Origin of the sequence: Pseudoalteromonas sp. Cn5-37, from assembly GCF_021532495.1 — a bacterium.
GTDB lineage: Bacteria > Pseudomonadota > Gammaproteobacteria > Enterobacterales > Alteromonadaceae > Pseudoalteromonas > Pseudoalteromonas simplex.
This window is the reverse complement of the sequence record NZ_JAKGBA010000031.1, coordinates 1-22,673: the sequence shown is the minus strand read 5'-3', so window position 1 is coordinate 22,673 and position 22,673 is coordinate 1. Positions and strand designations below refer to the sequence as shown.

The window sequence follows — 22,673 nt, the reverse complement described above, 5'->3', positions numbered from 1 at the left end:
AAAGGAAAACATTATGTCTTTAAATAAAGCCGTTTCGTGCGGCTTAGTTGGTAATGAGTTATCAAAACAGATAACTGGCAGTAGTGACTCTAGCGTAAGCAGAACAGCAGTGGCTATAGGCTCCGGTGCAGCCGTTGGAGCACTTACATCTGGCGCAATAGTAATTGGTGCAGGTGTTGCGTCTGCGCCTGTTACAATCCCTCTGGCGGTAGCTGGTGGAGTAGTTGCTGGCATTGCTAGTTTGTTTGATTAGTTAAATACGAGTGCTCATATTGAGCACTCTTTTATAGCGTAATAGCACCGTTTATTTTTTTAGGTTCTCATAATGGTATTTTGTGAACTTGCCAGCCCTTATATAATAAGGGCTTGATCTTATTTAGCTAGTTGAAGGTCTCAAAACCTCGTTAAAACGAATTATGAGAAGCACAGGTCTTAATTAGAATATTACCTCTGACTATAACGAAAAAATTGCAACCCTAAACCATACTATTTGGTATTCGGTTTTAGAAAGTAACTTCGTTGATAAAAGATATTGTCATTCTTGAATGAAATTGGAGCTATTTGTATCAAGATAGTAATAATCTCGCTATAGGAATGAGCAAGCTGACTTACTCAATATTTGAAAACGACGCACTTGATCTGACTTTAAATATTCAAATAAACGAAGCTTTAACTCTCAATATTAATTTTGCAGGCACAATGCGATACCGCACCTTGTTAAAACGGCACAAACTAGTAATGTAGCTAAAAGTCAGGGAAAAGATATCATTTTTCTAGAAGATACCTAACCTACGAAAATGGTTTGAGTGAACTAAAAGTAGTGAAGAAACTAAACTTGCGGATGCACTTGAAGCTAAACTTCTGAAAATAAAATTCTTTTTAATGCCTCGGCAGAATGTGAAGAAGATCTACCTCGGCATTGTAACTGATATAGAGGCCTAGATAGCATTTCACCTTTAACTTGACTCAAGCGCTTTAACTTTTTTAGTTGCACTAAATCTTCTGTGACCACATTTGGCAATATGGCTATTCCCATTCCTTGTGCGACTGAGCGAGCTATAGCTTCATTACTCCCTAGTTGCATACTATTGCTAACTTTTATACCTTGTTTTTCTAACATTTTAACTGACATTTCACGTGTTCCAGAGCCTGGCTCACGGAGTAACCAAAACTGTTGGTTAAGCCATTCATTTATATTAGGGCTAGGCTTAAAATGAGGTGGGGTAACGACACTCATCAAATCATCTTGCCAGTGTGTAGGTACTATCTTTTTTTCTGTTGGTGTCCCTTCAACAAGAGCCAAGTCAATTGAGCACTCAAGCAACGCATGTTCAATCTTTTCCGTATTTTCGACCTTCACTTCAACTTTTATATTTGGGTAAGCACTACAGAACCTGGCTAAGTAAGGTGGTAACCAATAACTTGCAATTGTAGTGCTAGTACCAATGACAATTGTGCCACGCTTTAGTCCGGTACGTGACTTTATATCGTCTATTGCCGTCTTTTCAATAGCAAAAATATTACGAGCATGTTCATATAAAGCAACTCCGCCCTCAGTTAATGCGAGTTTTCTCCCTTTTGTGGCACGTTCGATAAGTTTAAGACTTAATTGATGCTCTAGCTCTTTTAACGCTTTAGATACCGCTGGCTGACTAATGAAAAGAGTTTCTGCCGCACCCGAGAAGCTTTGCAATTTCGCTACAGTATAAAAGACTCTCAATGCGTTCAAGTTCATAAGATAACCTTAAGTTATTAAATCATAAAATTAATGTATTGGAGTTATATTTTGGGTCTTTCTAAAATGCAGTCAAGTAAATAAAGCAATTTATTGAAGGACGTTTATGTTGTTCTATACGCGGTGTCTATTTAAATCCCAAACAAAAAAACTCACAGATAGTCGATGGTGGTTGGGCCTAATGTTGGTAATTACATTAGCAAGTATATCAATAGCCCTAAGTAAACTTTCCGTTTTGCAAAATGCACAAGTTAGTTCACTCACTATTGGAATTATCCTCGGCATCATAGTAGGAAACAGTTTGTTTTCCCGTATCGCAACTCATACTGATATTGGAGTAGACTACGCAAAAAGCTTCTTACTTAAAGCTGGCATCATTTTATTTGGCTTTAGAATTACATTCTCACAAATAACAGAAATTGGTTGGTTAGGGCTAGTTATTGATTTAGCCATATTACTAGGTACATTTATCCTAGCAATTCAGTTAGGTAAACGTTTATTTAAACTTGATGAGCAAACAACTATTCTTATTGGTGCTGGGAGCTCTATTTGTGGTGCTGCAGCAATAATGGCAACAGAACCAGTTATTAAAGCACAAGCACATAAAGTATCTATTGCGGTCGCAACAGTCGTTGTATTTGGAACCCTAAGTATGTTTACTTACCCCTTAATGTTTGAATATATAGGGTTGAGTGAATACGAATACGGTATTTTTGTTGGTTCAACCATTCATGAAGTAGCTCAGGTAGTTGCTGCGGGTACCGCTATTAGTGCAAATGCAGCCGACACGGCAGTAATTGAAAAAATGTTAAGGGTAATGATGCTTGCCCCATTTTTGTTTGGTTTATCATATTGGCAAAAACGAAAGGATACAAAGAAAAACTATAACTTAGAAAAATCTTCAGACCTATCAATTCCTTGGTTTGCGGTTTACTTCATTTTAGTAAGTGGATGTAATTCACTAATTAACCTATCTCAGAGTACAACAAACAATATTGTGTGGTTTGATAATATATTACTCACTATCGCCATGGTGGCATTGGGACTACGAACTCACATTGGGGCAATTCGTCAAGCTGGAATAAGACCCCTACTTTTGGGAAGTTGTTTGTTTATATTTTTAACGTTAGGCGGTTTCGGAATTAACACTGGAGTAAAAGCACTTTTATAGTTGGGTTCAACTACAGGCGAATCGTTAAAAGTGCAAAATATGATTAGTCTGATCTTGCTTCCTAGTCGTTAGCGAGTAGACGTGAAATCTCTCTCAAATACAGTAATAAAAATTTACTACATGATTTTTTAAGAGGAGCGCTTGACCGCACCTGCGAAGGCAAAATTTAGCGGTCAAGCGATAAACTATTATGAATGTTTATGGTTGAGAATTCAGCTCAATTGGAGAGAAAAAATCAGAAATAGGAGGTTTAGCTGTTTCATTGGGCCAAAGTATATTCTCTACTTGTTTGCTCTGCTCCCAATGAACAAAGTCAGGAGCTTTGTCTATTTTCGCCTTTTTAATATTGGCACCAGAAGCGCTACTCAAATTATCAGCAACACTTTCAACAAAAGATAACACGTTTGGCTCATCAGTTGCTGCATTATAGTATGCAATCAAAACCCCATTGAAGAAAACAGCTTTATCACCGTCTTCCGCAGAAATTGAACATAAATCCATAGTTACTCCAGCTCATATATTTTTGCCAAAGCTATCATATGCATTAAATCGCGCCTGATTCTGGGAAAAAGGTTTAAATTTAACTAATAATTGATGAAATCACATAGACCGCGAGCCTAAAAGAAACTTCTTGGTTGTAATGTGGAATATTCACATCTAAAATTACTGTTTATTTGTACAGTATTTTGTGATTATGCTTAGCAAACTTACCCCTTCAACCACAGAATTACCTATTGCAGACTTTTCAGTTGCTGCAGGTTTCCCCAATCCATGCGAAGATCACCTATCCGACTCAATCAGTTTAGATGAGCTCCTAATTAAGCGCCCTAGTAGTACATTCCTATTCAGGGTGTCAGGCAACAGCATGTCCCCAGACATTACTGACGGCTCGATAATAGTTGTAGATAGGTCAGTAACAATTAAAACTGGACGAATCGTATTAGCTACATTAGACAACGAATTTGTTGTGAAAGAACTACAATTAAAAAACAACAAAGCCGTTTTTATTAGTAAAAACCCCGACTTCGAGCCAATTGAAATTGATATCGATGAAAACAATGACTGGGATACTCATGTAGTCTGGGGCGTTGTCACTGGTTTAATCAAGATATTCTAATTATGTGGGTTCTTTGCGACATCAATGCTGCTTACGTTTCGTTTTGCCAACTCTTTAACCCCCAATACGACTTTGATAAAACCCCTCTTGGCGTTCTTAGTTCTAACCAGGGCAATGTTGTAGCTCGAAATCAAGCTATCAAAGATTTAGGTATCAAAATGGGAGAGCCAGCATTTAAAGTTAAACAACTGGTGGCTGCGCATGGTGGTCACTTGTGGGGGAGTAATTTCACGCTGTTTGGTGATTTGAGTAACCGTTTTCATACCGAGTTAGAGTACTTCCTATTCGATACAATACGATACTCTGTTGATGAATGCTTTGGGCGCATCGATATAAACTTTACAAAAGATATAAAAGACTACGCACACACCATACAGAGGACACTTAAGAGGAACTTAGGTATTAGTTGTGGCTTGGGTATATCTCAGACAATGACACTAGCGAAACTTGGAAGTCACTGCGCCAAAAAGAAAGAGTGGAAAGAACACACCAATGGTGTGGTTGTATTAGATTCACAATACAAAATTGATTGGGCTCTCAAACATACTCCTGTAGAGGATATTTGGGGGGTTGGAAGTAGAACTACTAAAAAGCTAAATAAATTTGGAATCTATACGGGGTATGACCTTAAAAATGCCGACATTAGTTGGATCAAAAAGACGTTCACAGTTGTTCTTGCCCGTACTGTGGAAGAGTTACGAGGAAAATCTGCGGTTGAATTGAAAGATGTAAACGACTCTCGCGATAGAATTTGCGTATCTCAGAGTATGGGAAAACCGGTGATAGAGCTTACGGAGCTTTCTGAAGCTGTTACAGCACATGCAACAAAGGCTGCGTTTAAACTTCGTCGATTTAAATCTTACACATCGGCAATAACAATATTCATCCACACAGATTCATTTAGACAGGCAGAGCCGCAGTATCATAAGTCACAATCAATTAAACTACCCTACCCCACCGCGGATACATCAACACTGGTGTCTTATGCAAGCTTTGCATTAAAAGCTATTTATAAGAAGGGGTTTAAATACAAAAAAGCTGGCGTTATTTTTGAAGAACTTTCATTACACGATGATATGCAACAACTTGAACTGTTATCTGAGACTTTACCACTGAATATTAGCTCAAAAACGTTGGTCATTGATGAGATAAATAGAAAATTTGGACGTAGTGCAATAAAGCTCGCAAGTGAAGGGTTCTCTCAGTCTTGGCGGCCTAAAGATGATTTAGCACCTTTGAGTTATACAACAAAACTTTCAGATTTACCTATTGCGAAAGCATAAAGATTATTTAGAAGAACCCTACCAAGGTATAAACCCCAGAGTAAATAAAATAACCCAACCCAATTGAAAGAATGGTAATGTTAAAAGCCAACATGAATAGCTTAAAATTATGCGATAAATCGGGCATTTCCATGATGCACCTATAGTGTTTTTTAATGTTATTAAATCATGTATAGCAGACTATCTTAAATAATTCCTTAAATAAAGATACAAATATGCACGAAATACCGGTCCCATTTGGTATCAATTACTCAGGCCATTTAATTGCAGCTCAATCGATTCAAGTGGGCGGAACCTATACTTGTCCATATTGTGGTGAAGCGCTTATGTGTGATTTGTCTTCTATGCAAAATAAGATGCTCATCCACCCAAAAACTAACAACTGCATCAGCCTAAGTGATAGTTATAAGAAAGCCAAAAAACTAATTAAAGATGTCATCTTAGAAAACAAAAAGGCTGAGACAACAATACAGATCCATCAAAATTGCTATCAATGCCTCAAAGAAATACAAAGAGATATAAAATATTGTACATTTGAAGGGGTTCAAACTGATTATTACTACCATGACTCAGTATGTGATGTGATTGGGCAATTTAGCCATAAAGGACAGTCAATCTATTTGGGCATCGAAATTGTATCTGAACAAGAGCAAGACTGGAGACCATATAGCATTTCAAATGGTTCGGCATTAAGAAGCTGGATCAAACTTAATGCCTCTGACGTTCTTAAAGATCCATACAATTGGCGACCTCTAAACTCAAAGCTATCACCAAGGCTTTGCCAATCATGCAGCAATACCAGCAAGAAAGGCTCTAAAATAATTGCTGTTGCAGATAAGTTCTCAATTCCTAGAGAGCTGTACACAACTGCTCGCAAATCCCCAGATAAGCCGTTCATAGCCGACATTGAAACTTGCTATAGATGTTCAGAAGTAATCCCCGTGTTTTGGTGGTTAGGGACGCCATTTTGCGAAGATGAACCACCATTTCCGCGCCCTTATACAATTGAGCTGAGATTTTCTAAGCAATACGGCGGTAAGTACTGGGCAAACACTTGCCCTAACTGTAAATCAATACAAGGTGATAACCATCTCCATGTATTTGAAACAGCGCAATTCAAAGATTTACTATCACCTAAAGTTAAAAGCAGGGAGTCTAATGCTATTAGCATGCTCATGGAGCGTACCAAGCTATTCTATTAGTGCGCTAGCTATGGGCGCAGCACTTCACTAATGAAAGGCATTAGTAGGAAGCGTATAGCCGCGTATTCACACACTAAATAAAGCAGCCCTAAAGCCAGGCTAAAGTTAAAGCATAAAATTATGAATATAATCGCGGTGAGTAAGAGGAAAGCTAATAAAATCATAGCTAAGATGTTAGGGTTTTGAATTAGCCAGTATATAAACACTTTCATGGTGTTAACTGCCCAATGCTTCAAAGTCTATCAATTCTCCTGTATATGTATCCTTTACAACCCCATTTTCAACGGTAACGAAGATAACATTATTCAACCCACTCTTCTTAGTAATACGGATAGAAGCATATGACGAAACTAGTTTTCTAACTATATCTTCAAGCGTCTTAACATCACTTAATTTAACGTCATCATGCCCAATTCGTTTTAAAGTAAACATTCGATTACAACTCCTTTGATTGTGATGTGAGTGCCAAGCAGACATGCAAACGATGGCTCTCCCTATCATTGCTATACCAGCCACAAAGCCTATGAACGTCACAAATAGCAATATGAAATCAGTTTTACCTGTCATACAAAACAGATAAGCATAGAAAGCTCCTGCACTAAAAAACATCAAACCCAAACACAGCTCAAATAAATTAAGCCATCGCTCGGCCATTGAGTATTGCTGATTATTCATAGAAAACACCAGATAATTAATAACTGACGACCATCCTATGCTATCCAGTAAATCGCGCTTAACAGCGTGAAAAAATCAAAATTTATAAGAAAAACAGGCTTTTTTAAGAAGAATTTGAGATAATATTTTTTGAGCATTAAAAATTAGCTCATGCATTAATTTTCGCTTTACCATCTAAAAATTAAAGCATACACTATAAAAAAACACATTCAGTAAGGTTCACAATGACTATCTCTAAAGTAGAAGCTACCGATATCTCGTTTGACGAGCTAAAAGAAGGTTCAGAACTGTACATTCAACGCCGTAATAGACGCCTTCTAAATAACCACCGCAAAGAGCTTAGAGTGTTTACTAAAGCTGAAGCAGTGGCGTACTTAGATATTGATGCAAGAACGTTAGATAAGTACTGCAAAGCTCTAAAAATTAACCCAAGAAGACATGAAGAGAGTCAGTGGTTATTGGATATCGAAGAGGTCTACAAAGTACGAGATTCACTTCCTGATGAACTAAAAAAACAATTACCATTTGTTCGCAGTGAAAGCCAAGACCTACAAGTTATAGTTGTTCAAAACCAAAAAGGTGGTGTTGGTAAGACTGTTACTGCAGCTACAGCTGCATCTGGTTTGGCAACTGAGTTTCATCAAAACTATCGTGTAGGCTTAATTGATATGGATGGCCAAGGCACTTTATCAATGTATTATGCCCCTGAATCAGCACAAGAAGGCTGCTTATCTGTTGGTGACTTAATCATGGGGAACTATGAGCTTGATGAAAACGAAACGCTAAAAGAAGCTATCAGTGAAGCGTTCTTGCCGACCACTATTCCTAACTTGCGTATTTTACCAGCTTCACAATCAGATCGAGCAATTGAGGGCTGGTTTCATGAAGCAGTATTCAACCAGCAACTAAGCTCTCCTTACTCGATACTGCACGACATCATTGAACAAGTTAAAGATGAATTCGATATCATTATCATAGATACGCCTCCATCATTAGGCTACGCGACATACAACGCTTACTACGCTGGTACGAGTGTTATTTTCCCATTATCTGTTACTGAAAATGATATTGATGCTACGTGCTCATATTTTAGTTATATCCCGCAAGTATGGACGCTACTAAAAAATGCGAAACACCCGGGTTATGACTTTATGAAAATACTGCTTACAAATCACAAAGAGAGTTCAACCACTACTGATTTACAGAACAACCTTTATGATAGTTTTTCAACTTACCTTTACTCAACAGAGTTCAACAATAGTGAAGCTGTGAGACAAGCTTCATCATTACTATCAACCGTATTTGATATGTCTAAAAGTGAATACCCTAAAACCAAGATGACTTTCCAGAATGCACAACAAAATGGATATGAAGTTACCAGCCAACTACACCGTGATATTCAAAAAGTGTGGCGCGAACAAGAGAAGGAGCAATAAAAATGGCTAAAAAAAGAGGTACGGTCTCTCCACTCGGCAACACTGCAGGCTCAGAAGAAGCTATTGCAGATAGCAATAAGAACCAACTTGAGAGTTTGGCCAAGCGCTTGAGAATTGAAGCTGAAAAGAGTGAAACACCACTTGATGAAGTGCTCTCTAAGCATCTGGGAGTAGTCAGCGTAGGTCAAAGTAAAGTCTGGACATTAAAGTCAGGCCAAGAAGCCACATTCACACCGGTTACGTTGTCATATGAGCAGCTTAAATCAAATACAGTCGTCACTTTTGAAATCAATGGGCGCGAACAATCACTATTAACAGAAGAGTCGCTTCAAGACTTATCAACATTAGATAATCAACAGTTCTACCCAGCAATTGGTCGACGTCTGCCGGATAATAAGATTGACGTTCTTGATGGTTCACGCCGTCGCGCCTATGTACTTGAGAAAAGCGGTGCTATAGAAACTTTCTCAATGCTAGTTACTGATGACGAAATCAGTCTAAACGATGCAAAGGCTCTCGCTACATCACTACAGTCATTTAAAGAGCACAGCTTACGTGAAATTGGATTACGCTTAGAGCGAGACAAAGAGGCGTACTTAGCTGAACATGGCAAGAAGTTGAACCAGGCTGAGTTAGCGGAACGTCATGGCTTAAGTCAATCAAAGGTAAGTAAAGCACTACAGGCCGCAACAATCGATAGTGATTTAATTTCTGTTTTTCCAGATATTTCATTGCTCAACCACAGTGACTATAAAGCGCTATTGGCAACACAGGCTTTATTAGGTGATCAACTAAGTGATTTCACTGAAGAGCTAAAAAGTAAAGTTAATGAGCTAAAAGTTAGTGGTGGCTTTATCAAAGAAGACCTTAAAGACAAACTCAGCAAACTAATAGCGGATGAATCTAAGTCCTTCAAGCCAACTACAGATAAACCAGTTGTGACCACATTATTCAAATTTGAAAATAAAGATCAGTTTGCTCGCAAAAAAGTGAAAGGAAGAAACTTTTCTTATGAATTCGGTCGAGTTCCGAAGGATATTCAAGAGAAGCTAGATGAGGCAATCTCCGTCATTCTCAAAGAAAACATTTAATAAACACACAATACAGGTGAGCTAATAAAACTCACCTGTTGATACTCTATCACACATCTCTCCTTGCCATATCTTCTACTAACTTAGGTATCAATTGTTCAATTGAGTCTAGTTGAGTGCCTATATCTAAATTACCTTTCTCAGCTACCACCTCAATATCAGAAAATATTTCTCTTAGTTTGTTAGCACTAATTTCACCACACATCCCTTTTAACGCATGCGCTATTTGACGGACCTCTTCACTATTCCCTTGTTTGTGTTGCTCTATTAGTTCCTGCACTTTAATAGGTGCTTTTACAACAAACACTTCACAAATTTTGTTTAGTAAGACTTCTTTATTTAATAATCGTGCAAGGGCTTGTTCGCGGTCCCAGAGCTTTTCTTCTTCGAGTTCATTAGCAGCAAGAGGCATTGCTTTAGATTGTCCCTCGTAGCTTGATAACGACCATTTGACGACCTTTTCTAATACTTTAACTGCCTCAATTGGCTTACTCACATAATCACTCATCCCCACAGCTAAGCATTTTTCCTTTTCACCAGCCATAGCGCTTGCGGTCATTGCAATGATAGGAATATCAATAAACGAATCTCCTGCTTTTCCTGTGCGTATTTTTTCACATACTTGATAACCATCTAAAATTGGCATTTGGCAATCCATCAGTATGCAGTTTATTTGCTTCTCATTTGTGTTGAAGTGATTTAAAAGTTCAATTGCATCTTGTCCATTACTTGCTGTTAAAATATTTATAGGCAGCTCATCTAATGCGCCTTTAGCAACTTCAATGTTGATTTCGTTATCATCGACAATCAATACCGTACAATCTTTTAATTGCTCAATGACATCATCTGAAAGTTCAAAGCCGCTGGTTTCAGAAAGTAGATATAATGGCTCACTTTTGGGCACTTCGTAGCCAGCTACTTGCACCAGCTCTGTTTGGGTTATAGGTTTAGTGATTTGAGATACTTTTGATGCAATACCTTTAGGGAGTGGATTTCCTGGTTGATGAAACGTTATAAATTGAGCACTTTTGTTATTTTCGCTTAAAACTTCAATGATTGAACCTATGTTATTAGTAGTATCATCTTCATAGTCTAAGAACACGTAGTCAAAAGCTTTGCTTTTATGTGCACCAAGTTCCGCCATAGAGCATGTGCTGACAATACCTCCCTGTAAACTGATTGCCTTATCTAAAACTTCCCAAATATTCTGATTACTGCTCGCCACCAAAATTGCTTTATTCTCGTAACATTTTTCAGGAACCTGAATGCTTTCTGCATTGCAGCGAACTTTAATATTGAAGGTGAAAACACTGCCTTGGTTTAACGTTGAACTTACAGAAATGTCTCCATCCATTAATTGGCATAATTGTTTACAAATAGACAAGCCAAGTCCAGTCCCCCCAAACTTTTCTGATATTGCAGTACTTGCCTGCTGAAATGCATCAAATAATTGTCCTTGTGTACTAGGCGCGATCCCTATTCCCGTATCTTGGACCTTCACTTTTAAATTATGTGTACCTTCTGATATGCGCTCAGAACTAACAATGACTTTGATATAGCCTTTGTCAGTAAATTTTATCGCATTACTGATTAAGTTATTTAAAATTTGGGTGAGTCTGAGCGGATCTGTTTTAACATTCTCACAGTTTAAGTCACTGGTATCTAAATATACATTTAATCCTTTATCAAAGGCTCGAATAGCACTCGATTCAACTAATCTTTCAATTAGCAGTTGTAAATTGATTGTTTTAAGATTTAGATCCAGTTTACCTGCTTCGATCTTTGATAAATCAAGTATGTCATTAATTAATAGATTTAAATTTGACGCACTTAGATCCATCATTTCAACAAGGTTTCGTGATTTATCAGACAACTCTTCTCGTTTTAAAATATTTAAAGTACCAATGACTCCATTAAGCGGAGTACGAAGCTCATGGCTTATATTCGATATGAAAGCACTTTTTATATCGCTATGCTTGATAGCATCATCTTTGGCCTCAGCAAGCGCTTGAGTACGCTTTCTAACTTTCGCTTCAAGCTCTGTATTTAATCGTTTTACTTTTATCTCTGCATCTTTTTCTTTTGTTATATCTCTAATAATTAAAGCAAGCCCTATTAAGGTATTGTGTTCAGAAAAAACAGGGCTAACAGATATAGCGTAATGAAGCGTTGTTTCGCCAAACTGTTCAGATAATTCATCTTTAATTTGTGATTTAGAGCTTTTAATATCAGTTACGTAGGTGTGGATTGGTAATTTTGAGAGAAACTCAACATCTTTGGCTAGCTTCCCTAATGCTGTCACTTTAGAAATTGATAACAAACGCTCCGCCGTATTATTTACACTTGTTAACTCACCATCTAAATTTAACCCAACGATTGCATCGATAGACCCATCAACTATTGCAGAGGCTTCTCTGCGAGCTTCTGCTAATAACTGACTTCTTGTCGCATTTCGATAAAACATGATTAATAACACAGAGGTTAAAGCTATGACTGCAACTAAAAAACTGTATGTAATGATACGCTTCTTATTAATCAATGCTTCTATATGTTTATCAGGAACTAGAAGACTAAAGTTTATATACCCATACTTATTACCTGGTCTTGTTTGTACCTTTTCCGAATGAACATAAAACTGTAATTCAGGGTTAAGTTTTGGTTCTACCGTATACAATCCCTGATATTGTATTTTCTGCTTGTAAAGTTTATCCCACGTTATGTCAGGATTTAAGTCTCGTGAAAATTGATATTCTTCAATAGGATGGTAGACAAAGTCACCTTCAGAGCTACTAATGATTAACTCCGAGTAATCGAAAACTGTATGTTTAAGATTATTAATGAGTGCATTCGCATTTACATTCATAATTAAAAATGCATACCGCTTTCCTTTATCACTAAAAATGGGAATAGAAAAACGTAACATTGGCTGGTAGGGAAAAACCACTTCACCAAATTCTTTATTTAATGTAAGTGGCGACATGTAAATTTGATTCGTTTCAAGCTGAGAGCTTGGTAAAAAGTATGGCTCACCGCTTTTAGCTTGCAATGAGTAATCAGGTACAGCCTCTACAGATGCACCTACCCTTTGCACGCGTATTAACTCTTTACCCTCGGCTGTAACAGCGACAATACGAAGTTGCTCAACTGCAAGGTTATTTTCCATAAAGCCAATAAATATGGTTTCTAGACGCTCTTTCCATTGGTTGTATGTAGTACCATCGTATGGATCAATTCCATCATTAAATTCAGCTCTTGGTAATCCCGATATAGGGGGGGTTGAGTATAAAAAGCGGAGATCTGATTTTGACTCAGCAATTGAACTAGTTACTATTTCTTTTAAGCGCTCTTGTGTCTCAGTAAACTCTTGATCAATTGACCCTAAAACATCACTTTTAACGTGTCCTTCAAAAAAATAAACTGCAAATAAGGCAAAAATAAAAAACACAAAGGAAACTATTGTTAAAAATACCTTCGAACCAACTAAACTTGCACCACCTTTATTATAAATATCCATACTATGTCCGCTTAATATTTGTTCTACACCACTTTAGCAAGATAGACCTCAAAGCGTCATACTCGAGTGGCTTTGCGATATAATCATCCATTCCGGCATCAAAACAGCGCTGCTTATCTGCACTTAATACATTAGCAGTTAAAGCAATAATTGGTGTATGTTTGAAAGCAGAAAACTCTCTAATTTTTACAGTGGCTTGCGGACCATCTAATACTGGCATTTGCATATCCATAAAGATAATATCAAATACACCTAGTTCACATTGTTCAACAGCTTCCTGACCATTGTTTGCCATATTTATAGAGGTAATATTAAATTCATTGAGCATCGCTTCAATCACTATCTGATTAATGTCATTATCTTCGACAACAAGCGCATTAATATTCGATAAATCTATATCTTCTTTAGGTGTAGTTAATGAAGCATCTTTATGATCTAAGTCCATTGAAGATAGTGTGCGCTTTGCTAACAGAGAAAAATAAAAATGAGATCCTTCTCCTAGTGCACTTTCGACTTGTAGAGGTGCTTCCATCAAATCTAATAATTTATTTGATATAGTGAGGCCCAACCCTGTACCACCAAAACGTCTTGTAATAGACGTATCTGCCTGAGAAAATGCTTCAAATAGTGTATTCAAGTGTTCACTTGCAATCCCGATCCCTGTGTCTGATACATTAAACGTAAGCTTTACTTCATCAAACCCAATCTCTTGTATGTTTACAGTTAACGAAACGCTTCCTCTCTCTGTGAACTTAACAGCGTTACCCAGTAAATTTATCAATACCTGCTTTAAGCGCGTTTCATCGGCCAAAAAAGTCAGTTTTTCAACTTCCGGAGTTGTAGAGATATAAAGCTGAATATTCTTACTAGCTGCTTGCTCCTGAAATAGGTGTTTTAGCTCCTCTAAAAGATAGCTTAAATCTACTGGTTCAGACTCAAGTTCAATTTTTGAAGCCTCAATTTTACTCAAATCAAGAATGTCGTTAATAATCACTAATAAGCTAGCACCTGAAGACTGTATGAGGTGTAGCATTTTGCTTTGTTCTTGTGTGAGTGTCGTGCGGCTCATCTGGCGAGCCATGCCTAAAATACCATTCATCGGTGTTCTAATTTCATGGCTCATATTTGCTAAAAACTCTGACTTAACTTTTGTTGTATGCTCAGCACTTTGCTTCGCTTCAGATAGGTCTTTACTTAGCTCTCTAAACTTATTAGCTGCCTTGGCTAAAATACCAATTTCGTCTTTTCTTTTTAAATCATAAATTTGTGCTTCCAAATCTCCGTCTAAGAAATGTGTGAAGCTATTTGTTAAGCGTTTAATCGCACGTATAATTTGCAAGTGAAAGAATGCTGATAGAGAGACAATGTAAATAACAACTATCAAAGCAAGTACATTTAAAATGCTTTCTGTCATTGAAACCGTCTTTTGAGCATCCCGTTTTATTTGTTTTAGCTGAGTTAATGAATCTTCCCTTAAGCTATTCGCAAGCGTACTAAATTCAATTGCATCTCCAGCCATTACTACATTTACTAAGCTTAAATAGTTTCGATTAGCCTGAACACTTTTTGAAAAAGTATTTCGATAGCTATTAGACAAATCGATCATATTTTTAAATTTAGATTTATCTGCAACGTTTTTAGATAGCGAGTTCAGTATTTTTTCAACTTCAGCTCTTTTGACATAATCTTTTTTTGTTAAAAATTGATAAGCATCACGATGTAGCATATGCCATAGATTAAGGTACTCTGTAACAAACAACTTCTCATTTGTATCAGTAGCCTTCGCTTTTAAATTTTCAAGAAGTGAAATTGCATTTAAATAAATTTGCGGTAATTCTTTTTCAATTAAGTCATTCCGTTGTGTAAAACGAAGTGTCAGTACTTTTAAATTAGCGCCATAACGATTTACAAGCTCCGTCATACCATCAAGATGAATTTGAATACTTTCTGCGCCTTTTACTACATTAATTTCAGCTAATCGCTTTTCAATACTGTCATAATTTTCCATGATTTTTTTAAAAACGGGGGCACTACCTGACGCACCATAAACTGAGATATCCCTTTGCATCTCAACAATATCTTTATTAATTTTTAAAATATCTACAGCATAATTGCTAATCTTACCGATGTTATTGAAAGAGTCCTCAATCGTTTTAAGCCTTTGATTCATAATCAAATAACTCGCGCTCATAGCGACTAAGACAAGCACCATTGCTAGCGACATTTTGACAGCAAGAGATTTTGAAAAAAAACTTAACAATTTATTTCCTTATGCGTTAAGTAGTTCATACCACTTATCTAAACTGTAATCATAATTTGGCATCACAGTATTCCAAACCGCAATATTCGAAAACCGTTTAATATAACTGCCTCCATCCCTTATTTCGCCTGCTTTAATAGATACTTTTCCGTCTGTTCCCTTCAAGTCAGTTGACGCTTCTTGTCCTTCATACCAATAGTTCCACTCAGGTTTAGACATAAGCGGTTGGCTACGACTAGGGTTAGAAATGTAATATCCTTGCCTTGCTATAAATGCACCTGGGTAGCCAGATAACCACCAGTTCATATACTCATACGCAGCATCTTTAACATGCCCATGGGTATTTTTTGATAAACACATAACTCCATGCCATGCTCTGTAACCTTCTTTTGGCGATGCATAAGTTACTGGAATGCCTTGCCCATTTAGCGCACTGACACCTGGTGAGAACATACTTTGGATATTTACTCTTTTTGTTTTCATAAAATCAACAGATTGCGGTACTGACGTCCAAAAACCTGAAAAATGACCTTGCCGTTTCTTTTCAAATAAAATGGCAAATAATTGGTCAATCTCGGCAATAGTCATGTTGCCGAAATCATTAAATTTCATTAATCCTTTAGCTTGAGCAGCGAGAGCAGCGTCAAAAATGCCTATTGTTGGTGCATTCACTAATGCTACTTTCCCTCTATTCTTTTCATCTAATAACCATGCCCAAGATTCTGTTTCGTAGGGAATACCTTTTTCAATAACATTCGTGTTATAGCCAAATGAATCGACATTATGTACATAAGGCATGAAGCTAATTAATTTGGATGGTGTTTCTCCTAACGAACCATCCGGCTGTGCGTAAAGAAGCTTATTTGGTGAATCGCCTGCGCCTAACTTTGCATCTGGTACAATTTTGCCAGTCTTGGTAAGTGGGTTTATTTCATCCCAATAAACGAGTCTATCAACCTCGATTGGCTGAATGGCATCTGCTTGCCACAAAATATTAATAGAGTCAGACCATTGCTCAAACAAATCAAAAGAACTAGGGTCTGCTGCTGCTTTTTGTAAAACGGCGGCACTCCCCATAGGCGTAAACTCGATGTTTATACCTAGCTCGCGTATTGCTCTCTGTCTAAGCTCTTCTTGCAACGTAACATGTGTTCCCATTACACGAAGGGTTACTTTGTTCTTTGCAAAAACATAAGGGGCTTTAAACGCAAGTGTTGATGCCGCAGCACCAACACCGAGTGTTTTTAGAAAGTCTCGACGCTTTTGGGAATGTTCCATTGTATTTCTTGGTAAGTTAACAATCTCCAAAGTATAGGCTATGTTTCTGAGGTTTCTACAAAAAGCAGTAAGAAAAGTCTAAATCAATCACAAAAACTAAGCCTAAAACAGTTTCGCCCATCACTTTTAGCCGCATAAAGCGCTTTATCTGCGCAATTAATCAACTCGCCTAAGCTCACATTATTTTGGTGCTCATAGATAACCCCACCGATACTAACAGTAGCGCGGCCCCATAAAGACTTAAAATGTGGGATATTAATTGCCTCAAGCTCTGCTGAAATACGATCACATATGAATTTAACGCCGTCGAAGTCAGTGAATGGCAGTATGACAAGAAACTCCTCGCCACCATATCGTATTGCTATATCTTGAGGTCTTTGAATAGATCGCTCAATAACATCAGCAATTATTTTTAGGCAAGCATCTCCTTGCGGATGCCCGTATTGATCGTTGTATAATTTAAAGTAGTCGATATCCAGCATTAGCAAGCTGAACGGTTTCCTCTCTCTTGAAGTCTGTTTAAAAACGTTTGCAACTTCTAAATCCAAATAGTGACGGTTAAATAAGCCTGTCAACGAATCTTTATAAGTAAGCTGTAATAGTTTTTCTAATCGAAGCTTATTCTCTAAGTGATTTTTTGTACGATGTATCAACGTGGATGCTGTGATGGGTTTACCAATAAAATCGCTAGCTCCGGCTTCCCAGCATGCATTTTGACACCCTGTATCGTAATTCGAAGTGATGAAAATTATTGGGATATTTTCGAATGTAGCTTTAGCCTTAAGTCGCCTACATATATCCAGACCACTTATATCCGGTAAATTAATATCTAGTAAAATCAAATCTGGAAGTAAATCCTCACATGCTTCTAAAACAGCCTGACCAGAAGAGTATGCATCCACGAAAAAATGATCGTCTAAAATAACACCTAGACTTAACCTGGCCATCTCATCATCATCAACAATGAATACTTTACACTGTGATAATGGCTTTAGACTTAAGAGCATAATATTCCTTCAGCTTTACTGGTTTGAATTAGTTTATCAGCGTTGTCGAAGTTCAATGGCTTACTAAGTAAATAACCTTGGCCTATTTGACAGCCAAGTTCTTGCAGTCTGTCTTTTTGCTCAGAAGTTTCTATCCCTTCAGCCACAATTTGGAGTTTTAAAGAGTGAGCCAGTTCAATTATAGCAGTAACAATATTAAATGCTTGAGCATCAACAAGCATATCACGCACAAAAGACCGATCTATTTTTAGCACATCCAATGGGAACATCCTTAAATATGAAAGGCTGGAATACCCAGTTCCAAAGTCGTCAAGAGCAATACTGACCCCCATACCAGAGATAAGCTTTAATTGACTTACAGTATAATCAAAATTTTCAATCAAGGCCGACTCTGTCACTTCTAACTCTAAATAACGACTTGGTAATTGGGTTCTTTCAAGAATTTCGGCGACAGTGTCTACAAGTTTAGTATCTGTGAATTGTTTAGCAGATATATTTACTGCTACTTTAATAGGCAGACCTTTATCAAGCCAAGTTTTCGCTGCAATACAGCTCTTTTCAAGAACTTGTTCTCCTAAGCGAAAAATAAGCCCCGTTTCTTCTGCATACTCAATAAAGTGAACAGGAGAAATAAAGCCACCTTGCCCATCTTTTAAACGAACCAAGCTTTCTACACCAATCAGTGTGTCAGTGTTTAAATCATATTTAGGCTGATAGTGAACATCGAGGTCATTCGCATCGAGCGCTTTTCTTAACTTATTTCCAACCTCAAGACGCCTATTCATTTCAACTTGTAAATCATCACTAAAGTAGAAATAACTATTAGCAGATTCTTTTTTTGCTTTATACATTGCTGAGTCTGCATGACGAAGCATTTCTTCAACACTTGTAGCATCATCGGGATACACACTTATCCCCAAGCTTGCAGAGAGAATATGTTGTTCACCACCAGACCTAAATGGCTTGCTAATAACACTAAGAACCTGACTGACTAATGGCTCTAGACTTAATGAGTTAAAAGTATGAGGAACGACGAGTGCGAACTCATCTCCACCGACACGTGCAACTGTAATATCATTACATGCGAATCGGTCCAAGCTGTGACCAATATGGGCAATTATCTCATCACCGACATGGTGCCCTAATGCATCATTAATAAATTTAAATTTATCTAGGTCAAGTAACATTAAACTTAACTTAGTATCATTGAAATCTGCTCGGGCGATACCTTGCGTGAGCCTATCGTGAAGTAATACTCTATTTGGTAGTGATGTTAATTGGTCATGATGAGATAGATATGTCATCTGCATCGACATAGCTAAAGCTTCGCTTACATCTTGAAACACCATAACAGCACCACATTGATTATGGTTTTTATCAAGAATTGGAGCGGCACTGTCTTCGACTCGATGCTCTATGCCTTGCTTACTGATCAATTGCGTATTTAAAGCCATAGCGACAGGTCTATTTTCTTTTAATGCAACAGATAGAGGGTTAATCGACGGTTTTTTAGTTGTCGCATCGCATAACTTCATGACTTCTTCAATATGGCGACCTTTCGCCGCTGTTTGTGACCACCCTGTAAGTCTTTGCGCTACAGGGTTCATATACACAATATTTGCGTTTTTATCAGTAGAAATAACTGCATCTGCAATCGAATCTATCGTAATTTTCAACTGCTCTTTTTCAGCAAATAGTTCTTCTTGTGTTAGCTGTAATACCTTTTCTTGCGTTCTGATTTTTATATGATTTTCAATACGTATTCGACAGAGTCTGAGGTTTAGCGGTTTAGAAATAAAGTCTATCGCGCCTAAAGATAAGGCTTTTTCTTCAATCGCAGGATCGCTGTGAGACGTAATGACAACAGTTCTAATATGTGCCAAAGTAGGCTTTTGCTGTATCACTTCTAAAATGTCAAAACCACTGACTTTAGGCATTTCTAAATCAAGAATCAAAATGTCTGGTCTAATTTTTTCAATCAGCAGTATTGCTTCAGAGCTGTTGTTAGAAGTTGAAATATCTCCAATTCCTTCTAAAGCATGCTCCAGCTGTAAGGTATTAATTTCTTCATCATCAATGATTAGAACACTGCAATTGTCCATTTAGGGTTCCCCTCAATACTTTGTACCTACTAACAATAACGCTAAAACAGTAAATTTGCGACACACTTTTTTATTAGTCTTAAAATATTATTTTTTTGTATATTAAACTGGTTCTTTGTAATTATTAGCTAGTTTTTAATTAATGTGTAAGTAATACTATTAACTATGTAATAAAACAAAATGGATAATTTAGGAAGGTATTTTGAAACATTATTACATTAACGATAACGCCCAAAACACAGGTGAACATTAAGTACATACAGAGTCATGCCCGTACTTCAATTTGATAAAAGACCGCACTGATTTAGGTTTCTTTCATAGTTGCAAAGATGCAGTAGAGAAAGCAAAAACCAAATATTCAAATGTTGATGGATGTAAGCATTGTTGCTTGCTTTGCAATACTCGATAGAAAAATTTATAACTGAGAGACTGACTTGATTTAGTCACATTGTTCAGTCTCTCTCAAGTTGTGATAGCTAAATTAAAGGTTTGTTTTAAATTGACCTACAGCCTCAACGACTTCTTTTGCGCCTTTTTGAATGTCATCGATTACATTACCTGCACTATTAGATAAATCCAAAGCATCTTTGGCTTCAACTAAACTAGCTTCAATTTGGGTTACAGCGTCCTGAGTGAGTACTTTGTTTTCTGCAACCACACTAATTATCTGCTCTGTAGCTAAGCTCGTTCTTGATGCTAATTGTCTTACTTCGTCTGCGACAACTGAAAAACCACGTCCTTGCTCACCCGCTCTTGCAGCCTCTATTGCAGCATTAAGTGCTAATAAGTTTGTTTGATCTGCTATTCCTTTAATACTTTCAACCAACTGAGACACTTTTGCTGATTGTACATCAAGTTTATTAATGCCTTCGCTCGCAGTTTCAAGTTTCTTAGAAAGCGCATTCATAGTTGAGATAGTTTGCTTTACAACACCTAAACCACTTTCTGCATCAGAGTCAGTTTGTTTTGAGATATCGTAAGCAATGCCAGCTGTTTCTGAAATAGCTTGCTCTCTTCTCATTTGTTCTGTAATGACAGTCGCGAACTTAGCAACTTTATATAAATCTCCATTTTCATCATGAATAGGGTTATAAGAAGCTTCAAGCCATACTTCATTGCCATAACTATCTATTCTTTTAAAGCGGTCAGAGATAAAGCGCCCCCCCTTTAACTCTGACCAAAACTCTTTGTAAGAATTTGAATTTGCCTCTTCTGGATCGCAAAAGATACTATGGTGCTTACCTAGTATTTGGCTTTTAGAGTACCCCATTGCATTTAAAAAATTATCGTTAGCACTCAGAATTATTCCATCTAGAGTAAACTCGATTACAGCAGATGAACGACTAAGAGCAGCAAGCATACCTTCTTTCTCTCTCGAATGAGAGATAGTGCGAGTGAGCTCAGATGAGAAAATAGCTATATCTTCATTTACAGGTTGAACAATGCTTCTAAGCCACAACTCTCTATCAGTTTTCGTTTTTAACTGTAAAGCACCATGCCAATAGTTAGTTTTCTTAAGTGCTGACAAGAATTTTTGTGTATGAGGTTTATTTAATGACTTTTTTAAGATCAAACTTTCAATGCTTGCCCCTTTTAGATCCTCAACTTCAATTTCGATTGCCGCAGCAAAACGATGATTTGCTTCTAAGATATGCCCACTTTTACTTAATAAAAAATACAACATCTCTTCTTTCAGTTCCTGCTTAATATTTTCATACTCGGCAGTTTGCTCTTTAAGATAAGCAATTTCAGATAACAACTTTTTATTTGTAAACCACATCTGGGGTGTTTCCCTTAAGAGTCAACTCAAAGTTTGTGTAATAAAAATCAATAATTAGATAAAACTATAACTAAATTAGTCAAAATATTATAATTTTACCAATCTAAAGATACTATGTGTGAAAATGCAGAGTTATCATAACAAAAGAACATTGCTTAATCTTTGAGAAATTATTACTAGTTAAGTAAAATTCTTGGCCTTTTAAACATTAATGCTTTTTTCTGTAACTCTGACAAAGAAACGGTTCGATAACCAATTCCTACCAACTTAGTTGACTCCCCCCAATTTGCTGTACGATATTTAACATCACTCTTGATAACCCCCAACCAACTTGAAGCTCTACGGGTACTTACATCAAAGTGCTTAGCAAGTTTTTTTGCTGTGAAGTATCCACCATTTTCGAGCATTAATTCAGCTGCGTCTTTAACTGATAACATAAGGTCCTCCAAACAGTTCATTTATTTGCAAGCATAGGTGGTCTAGCAAACAGCAAAGCCTGGTTTTGCAAGCTTCTCATACTGGATTTTCGACCATAGATAGATACCACCTTTACGGTACGATTAGGGACACCAGTATCAACCGTCTTATATTTATTGGTTGTACGGATGTTATATAGGAGTGCGCTCGCTTTATTTGCTGAAATAGAAAGTGCTTTTCCGAGGGATTGGGCCGTATAAAACTCCCCTGTCTCTAACATTAATTCAGCTGCTTTTTCTGTCGATGCCATTGTGAACTACTCGCGCCTAAAGGCATCGAGCTTCCAAGATAATAGCCTAAGCTACTAACCTTTCTTTTTTGACGCTTCGTTGGACACCGCTAGTCGAGCTTTTGACTCGGCTAGTCTTACGATTGCCTCCACGTCCACTATCTGCTTGAGTTATTAGAACTCCATCGCCAGACAACACCGTTCCAGTGTCTAATATTAGGTTAATTGCCCGTTTCTTTATGACCTTTGATGCGTTGTTATCTGCATTGTCAGTATTGCCACAGTTACCGCACACAAATAGCTCTTGTGATTTACG

Annotated in this window: 19 protein-coding genes; 7 read left to right on the top strand and 12 right to left on the bottom strand. The window is 37.3% G+C overall.

Going from position 1 to position 22,673, the window contains the following annotated elements; genetic code table 11:
- The first annotated feature begins 13 nt into the window (after positions 1-13).
- Complete coding sequence (locus L1266_RS19575; RefSeq protein WP_230237257.1) at positions 14-253, top strand: hypothetical protein; 240 nt, start codon at positions 14-16, stop codon at positions 251-253.
- Between the two features lie 600 nt (positions 254-853).
- Here L1266_RS19575 and L1266_RS19570 read toward each other — a convergent pair.
- The gene (locus tag L1266_RS19570; protein WP_138557674.1) at positions 854-1,735 is read right to left on the bottom strand and encodes a LysR substrate-binding domain-containing protein; all 882 of its coding nucleotides are present in this window, start codon (positions 1,733-1,735) and stop codon (positions 854-856) included.
- 106 nt (positions 1,736-1,841) lie between these two features.
- Between L1266_RS19570 and L1266_RS19565 the strand changes: the two genes are divergently transcribed.
- A complete protein-coding gene (locus tag L1266_RS19565) occupies positions 1,842-2,906 on the top strand; it encodes a YeiH family protein (protein ID WP_138557673.1) in 1,065 nt (354 codons plus the stop codon).
- A gap of 198 nt (positions 2,907-3,104) precedes the next feature.
- Here L1266_RS19565 and L1266_RS19560 read toward each other — a convergent pair whose 3' ends face one another.
- Positions 3,105-3,407, bottom strand: a complete 303-nt coding sequence (locus L1266_RS19560) for a hypothetical protein (RefSeq protein ID WP_036973954.1) — start codon at positions 3,405-3,407, stop codon at positions 3,105-3,107.
- Between the two features lie 193 nt (positions 3,408-3,600).
- Between L1266_RS19560 and L1266_RS19555 the strand changes: the two genes are divergently transcribed.
- The 3 genes from L1266_RS19555 (at position 3,601) to L1266_RS19545 (ending at position 6,508) form a co-directional block, all read left to right on the top strand.
- Positions 3,601-4,023, top strand: a complete 423-nt coding sequence (locus L1266_RS19555; protein WP_036973999.1) for a LexA family protein — start codon at positions 3,601-3,603, stop codon at positions 4,021-4,023.
- A 2-nt stretch (positions 4,024-4,025) separates the two neighbouring features.
- The gene (locus L1266_RS19550; RefSeq protein WP_118845455.1) at positions 4,026-5,306 is read left to right on the top strand and encodes a Y-family DNA polymerase; all 1,281 of its coding nucleotides are present in this window, start codon (positions 4,026-4,028) and stop codon (positions 5,304-5,306) included.
- Between the two features lie 215 nt (positions 5,307-5,521).
- Positions 5,522-6,508: a hypothetical protein gene (locus L1266_RS19545; protein ID WP_230237283.1), complete on the top strand. Its 987-nt coding sequence runs from the start codon at positions 5,522-5,524 to the stop codon at positions 6,506-6,508.
- Between the two features lie 216 nt (positions 6,509-6,724).
- Here the strand turns inward: L1266_RS19545 and L1266_RS19540 are convergent, their stop codons facing one another.
- On the bottom strand, positions 6,725-7,183 hold the full coding sequence (locus tag L1266_RS19540; protein WP_230237285.1) for a hypothetical protein: 459 nt from the start codon (positions 7,181-7,183) through the stop codon (positions 6,725-6,727).
- Positions 7,184-7,407: 224 nt separating this feature from the next.
- On the opposite strand from L1266_RS19540, the gene L1266_RS19535 reads away from it, so the two are divergent.
- Together L1266_RS19535 and L1266_RS19530 are read left to right on the top strand one after the other, a co-directional pair.
- Positions 7,408-8,619: a ParA family protein gene (locus tag L1266_RS19535; RefSeq protein ID WP_036973958.1), complete on the top strand. Its 1,212-nt coding sequence runs from the start codon at positions 7,408-7,410 to the stop codon at positions 8,617-8,619.
- Positions 8,620-8,621: 2 nt separating this feature from the next.
- On the top strand, positions 8,622-9,710 hold the full coding sequence (locus tag L1266_RS19530) for a ParB family protein (RefSeq protein ID WP_235373949.1): 1,089 nt from the start codon (positions 8,622-8,624) through the stop codon (positions 9,708-9,710).
- Positions 9,711-9,759: 49 nt separating this feature from the next.
- Here the strand turns inward: L1266_RS19530 and L1266_RS19525 are convergent, their stop codons facing one another.
- The 9 genes from L1266_RS19525 to L1266_RS19485 form a co-directional block, all read right to left on the bottom strand.
- On the bottom strand, positions 9,760-13,224 hold the full coding sequence (locus L1266_RS19525; RefSeq protein ID WP_235378181.1) for an ATP-binding protein: 3,465 nt from the start codon (positions 13,222-13,224) through the stop codon (positions 9,760-9,762).
- Between the two features lies 1 nt (position 13,225).
- Positions 13,226-15,484 (bottom strand): hybrid sensor histidine kinase/response regulator, encoded by a 2,259-nt coding sequence (locus L1266_RS19520; RefSeq protein WP_235378180.1) that lies wholly within the window; start codon positions 15,482-15,484, stop codon positions 13,226-13,228.
- Between the two features lie 9 nt (positions 15,485-15,493).
- Positions 15,494-16,762 carry an ABC transporter substrate-binding protein gene (locus L1266_RS19515; protein WP_442960613.1) on the bottom strand — a complete coding sequence of 423 codons (1,269 nt, stop codon included), beginning with the start codon at positions 16,760-16,762 and terminating at the stop codon, positions 15,494-15,496.
- 83 nt (positions 16,763-16,845) lie between these two features.
- Positions 16,846-17,769, bottom strand: a complete 924-nt coding sequence (locus tag L1266_RS19510) for a GGDEF domain-containing response regulator (protein WP_235378179.1) — start codon at positions 17,767-17,769, stop codon at positions 16,846-16,848.
- Entirely contained in the window at positions 17,760-19,871 is a 2,112-nt protein-coding gene (locus L1266_RS19505) for a GGDEF/EAL domain-containing response regulator (RefSeq protein WP_235378178.1), read from the bottom strand. The genes L1266_RS19510 and L1266_RS19505 overlap by 10 nt, the downstream gene beginning before the upstream one ends.
- Positions 19,872-20,352: 481 nt before the next feature.
- Positions 20,353-21,651: a methyl-accepting chemotaxis protein gene (locus tag L1266_RS19500; RefSeq protein WP_235378177.1), complete on the bottom strand. Its 1,299-nt coding sequence runs from the start codon at positions 21,649-21,651 to the stop codon at positions 20,353-20,355.
- Between the two features lie 176 nt (positions 21,652-21,827).
- A complete protein-coding gene (locus tag L1266_RS19495) occupies positions 21,828-22,088 on the bottom strand; it encodes a hypothetical protein (RefSeq protein WP_235378176.1) in 261 nt (86 codons plus the stop codon).
- A 17-nt stretch (positions 22,089-22,105) separates the two neighbouring features.
- Positions 22,106-22,378, bottom strand: coding sequence for a hypothetical protein (locus tag L1266_RS19490; RefSeq protein WP_118845473.1), 273 nt, complete (start codon positions 22,376-22,378; stop codon positions 22,106-22,108).
- A 46-nt stretch (positions 22,379-22,424) separates the two neighbouring features.
- Positions 22,425-22,673, bottom strand: a 249-nt coding sequence (locus tag L1266_RS19485) for a transposase (protein WP_235378175.1), incomplete at its 5' end; no start/stop codon positions are given.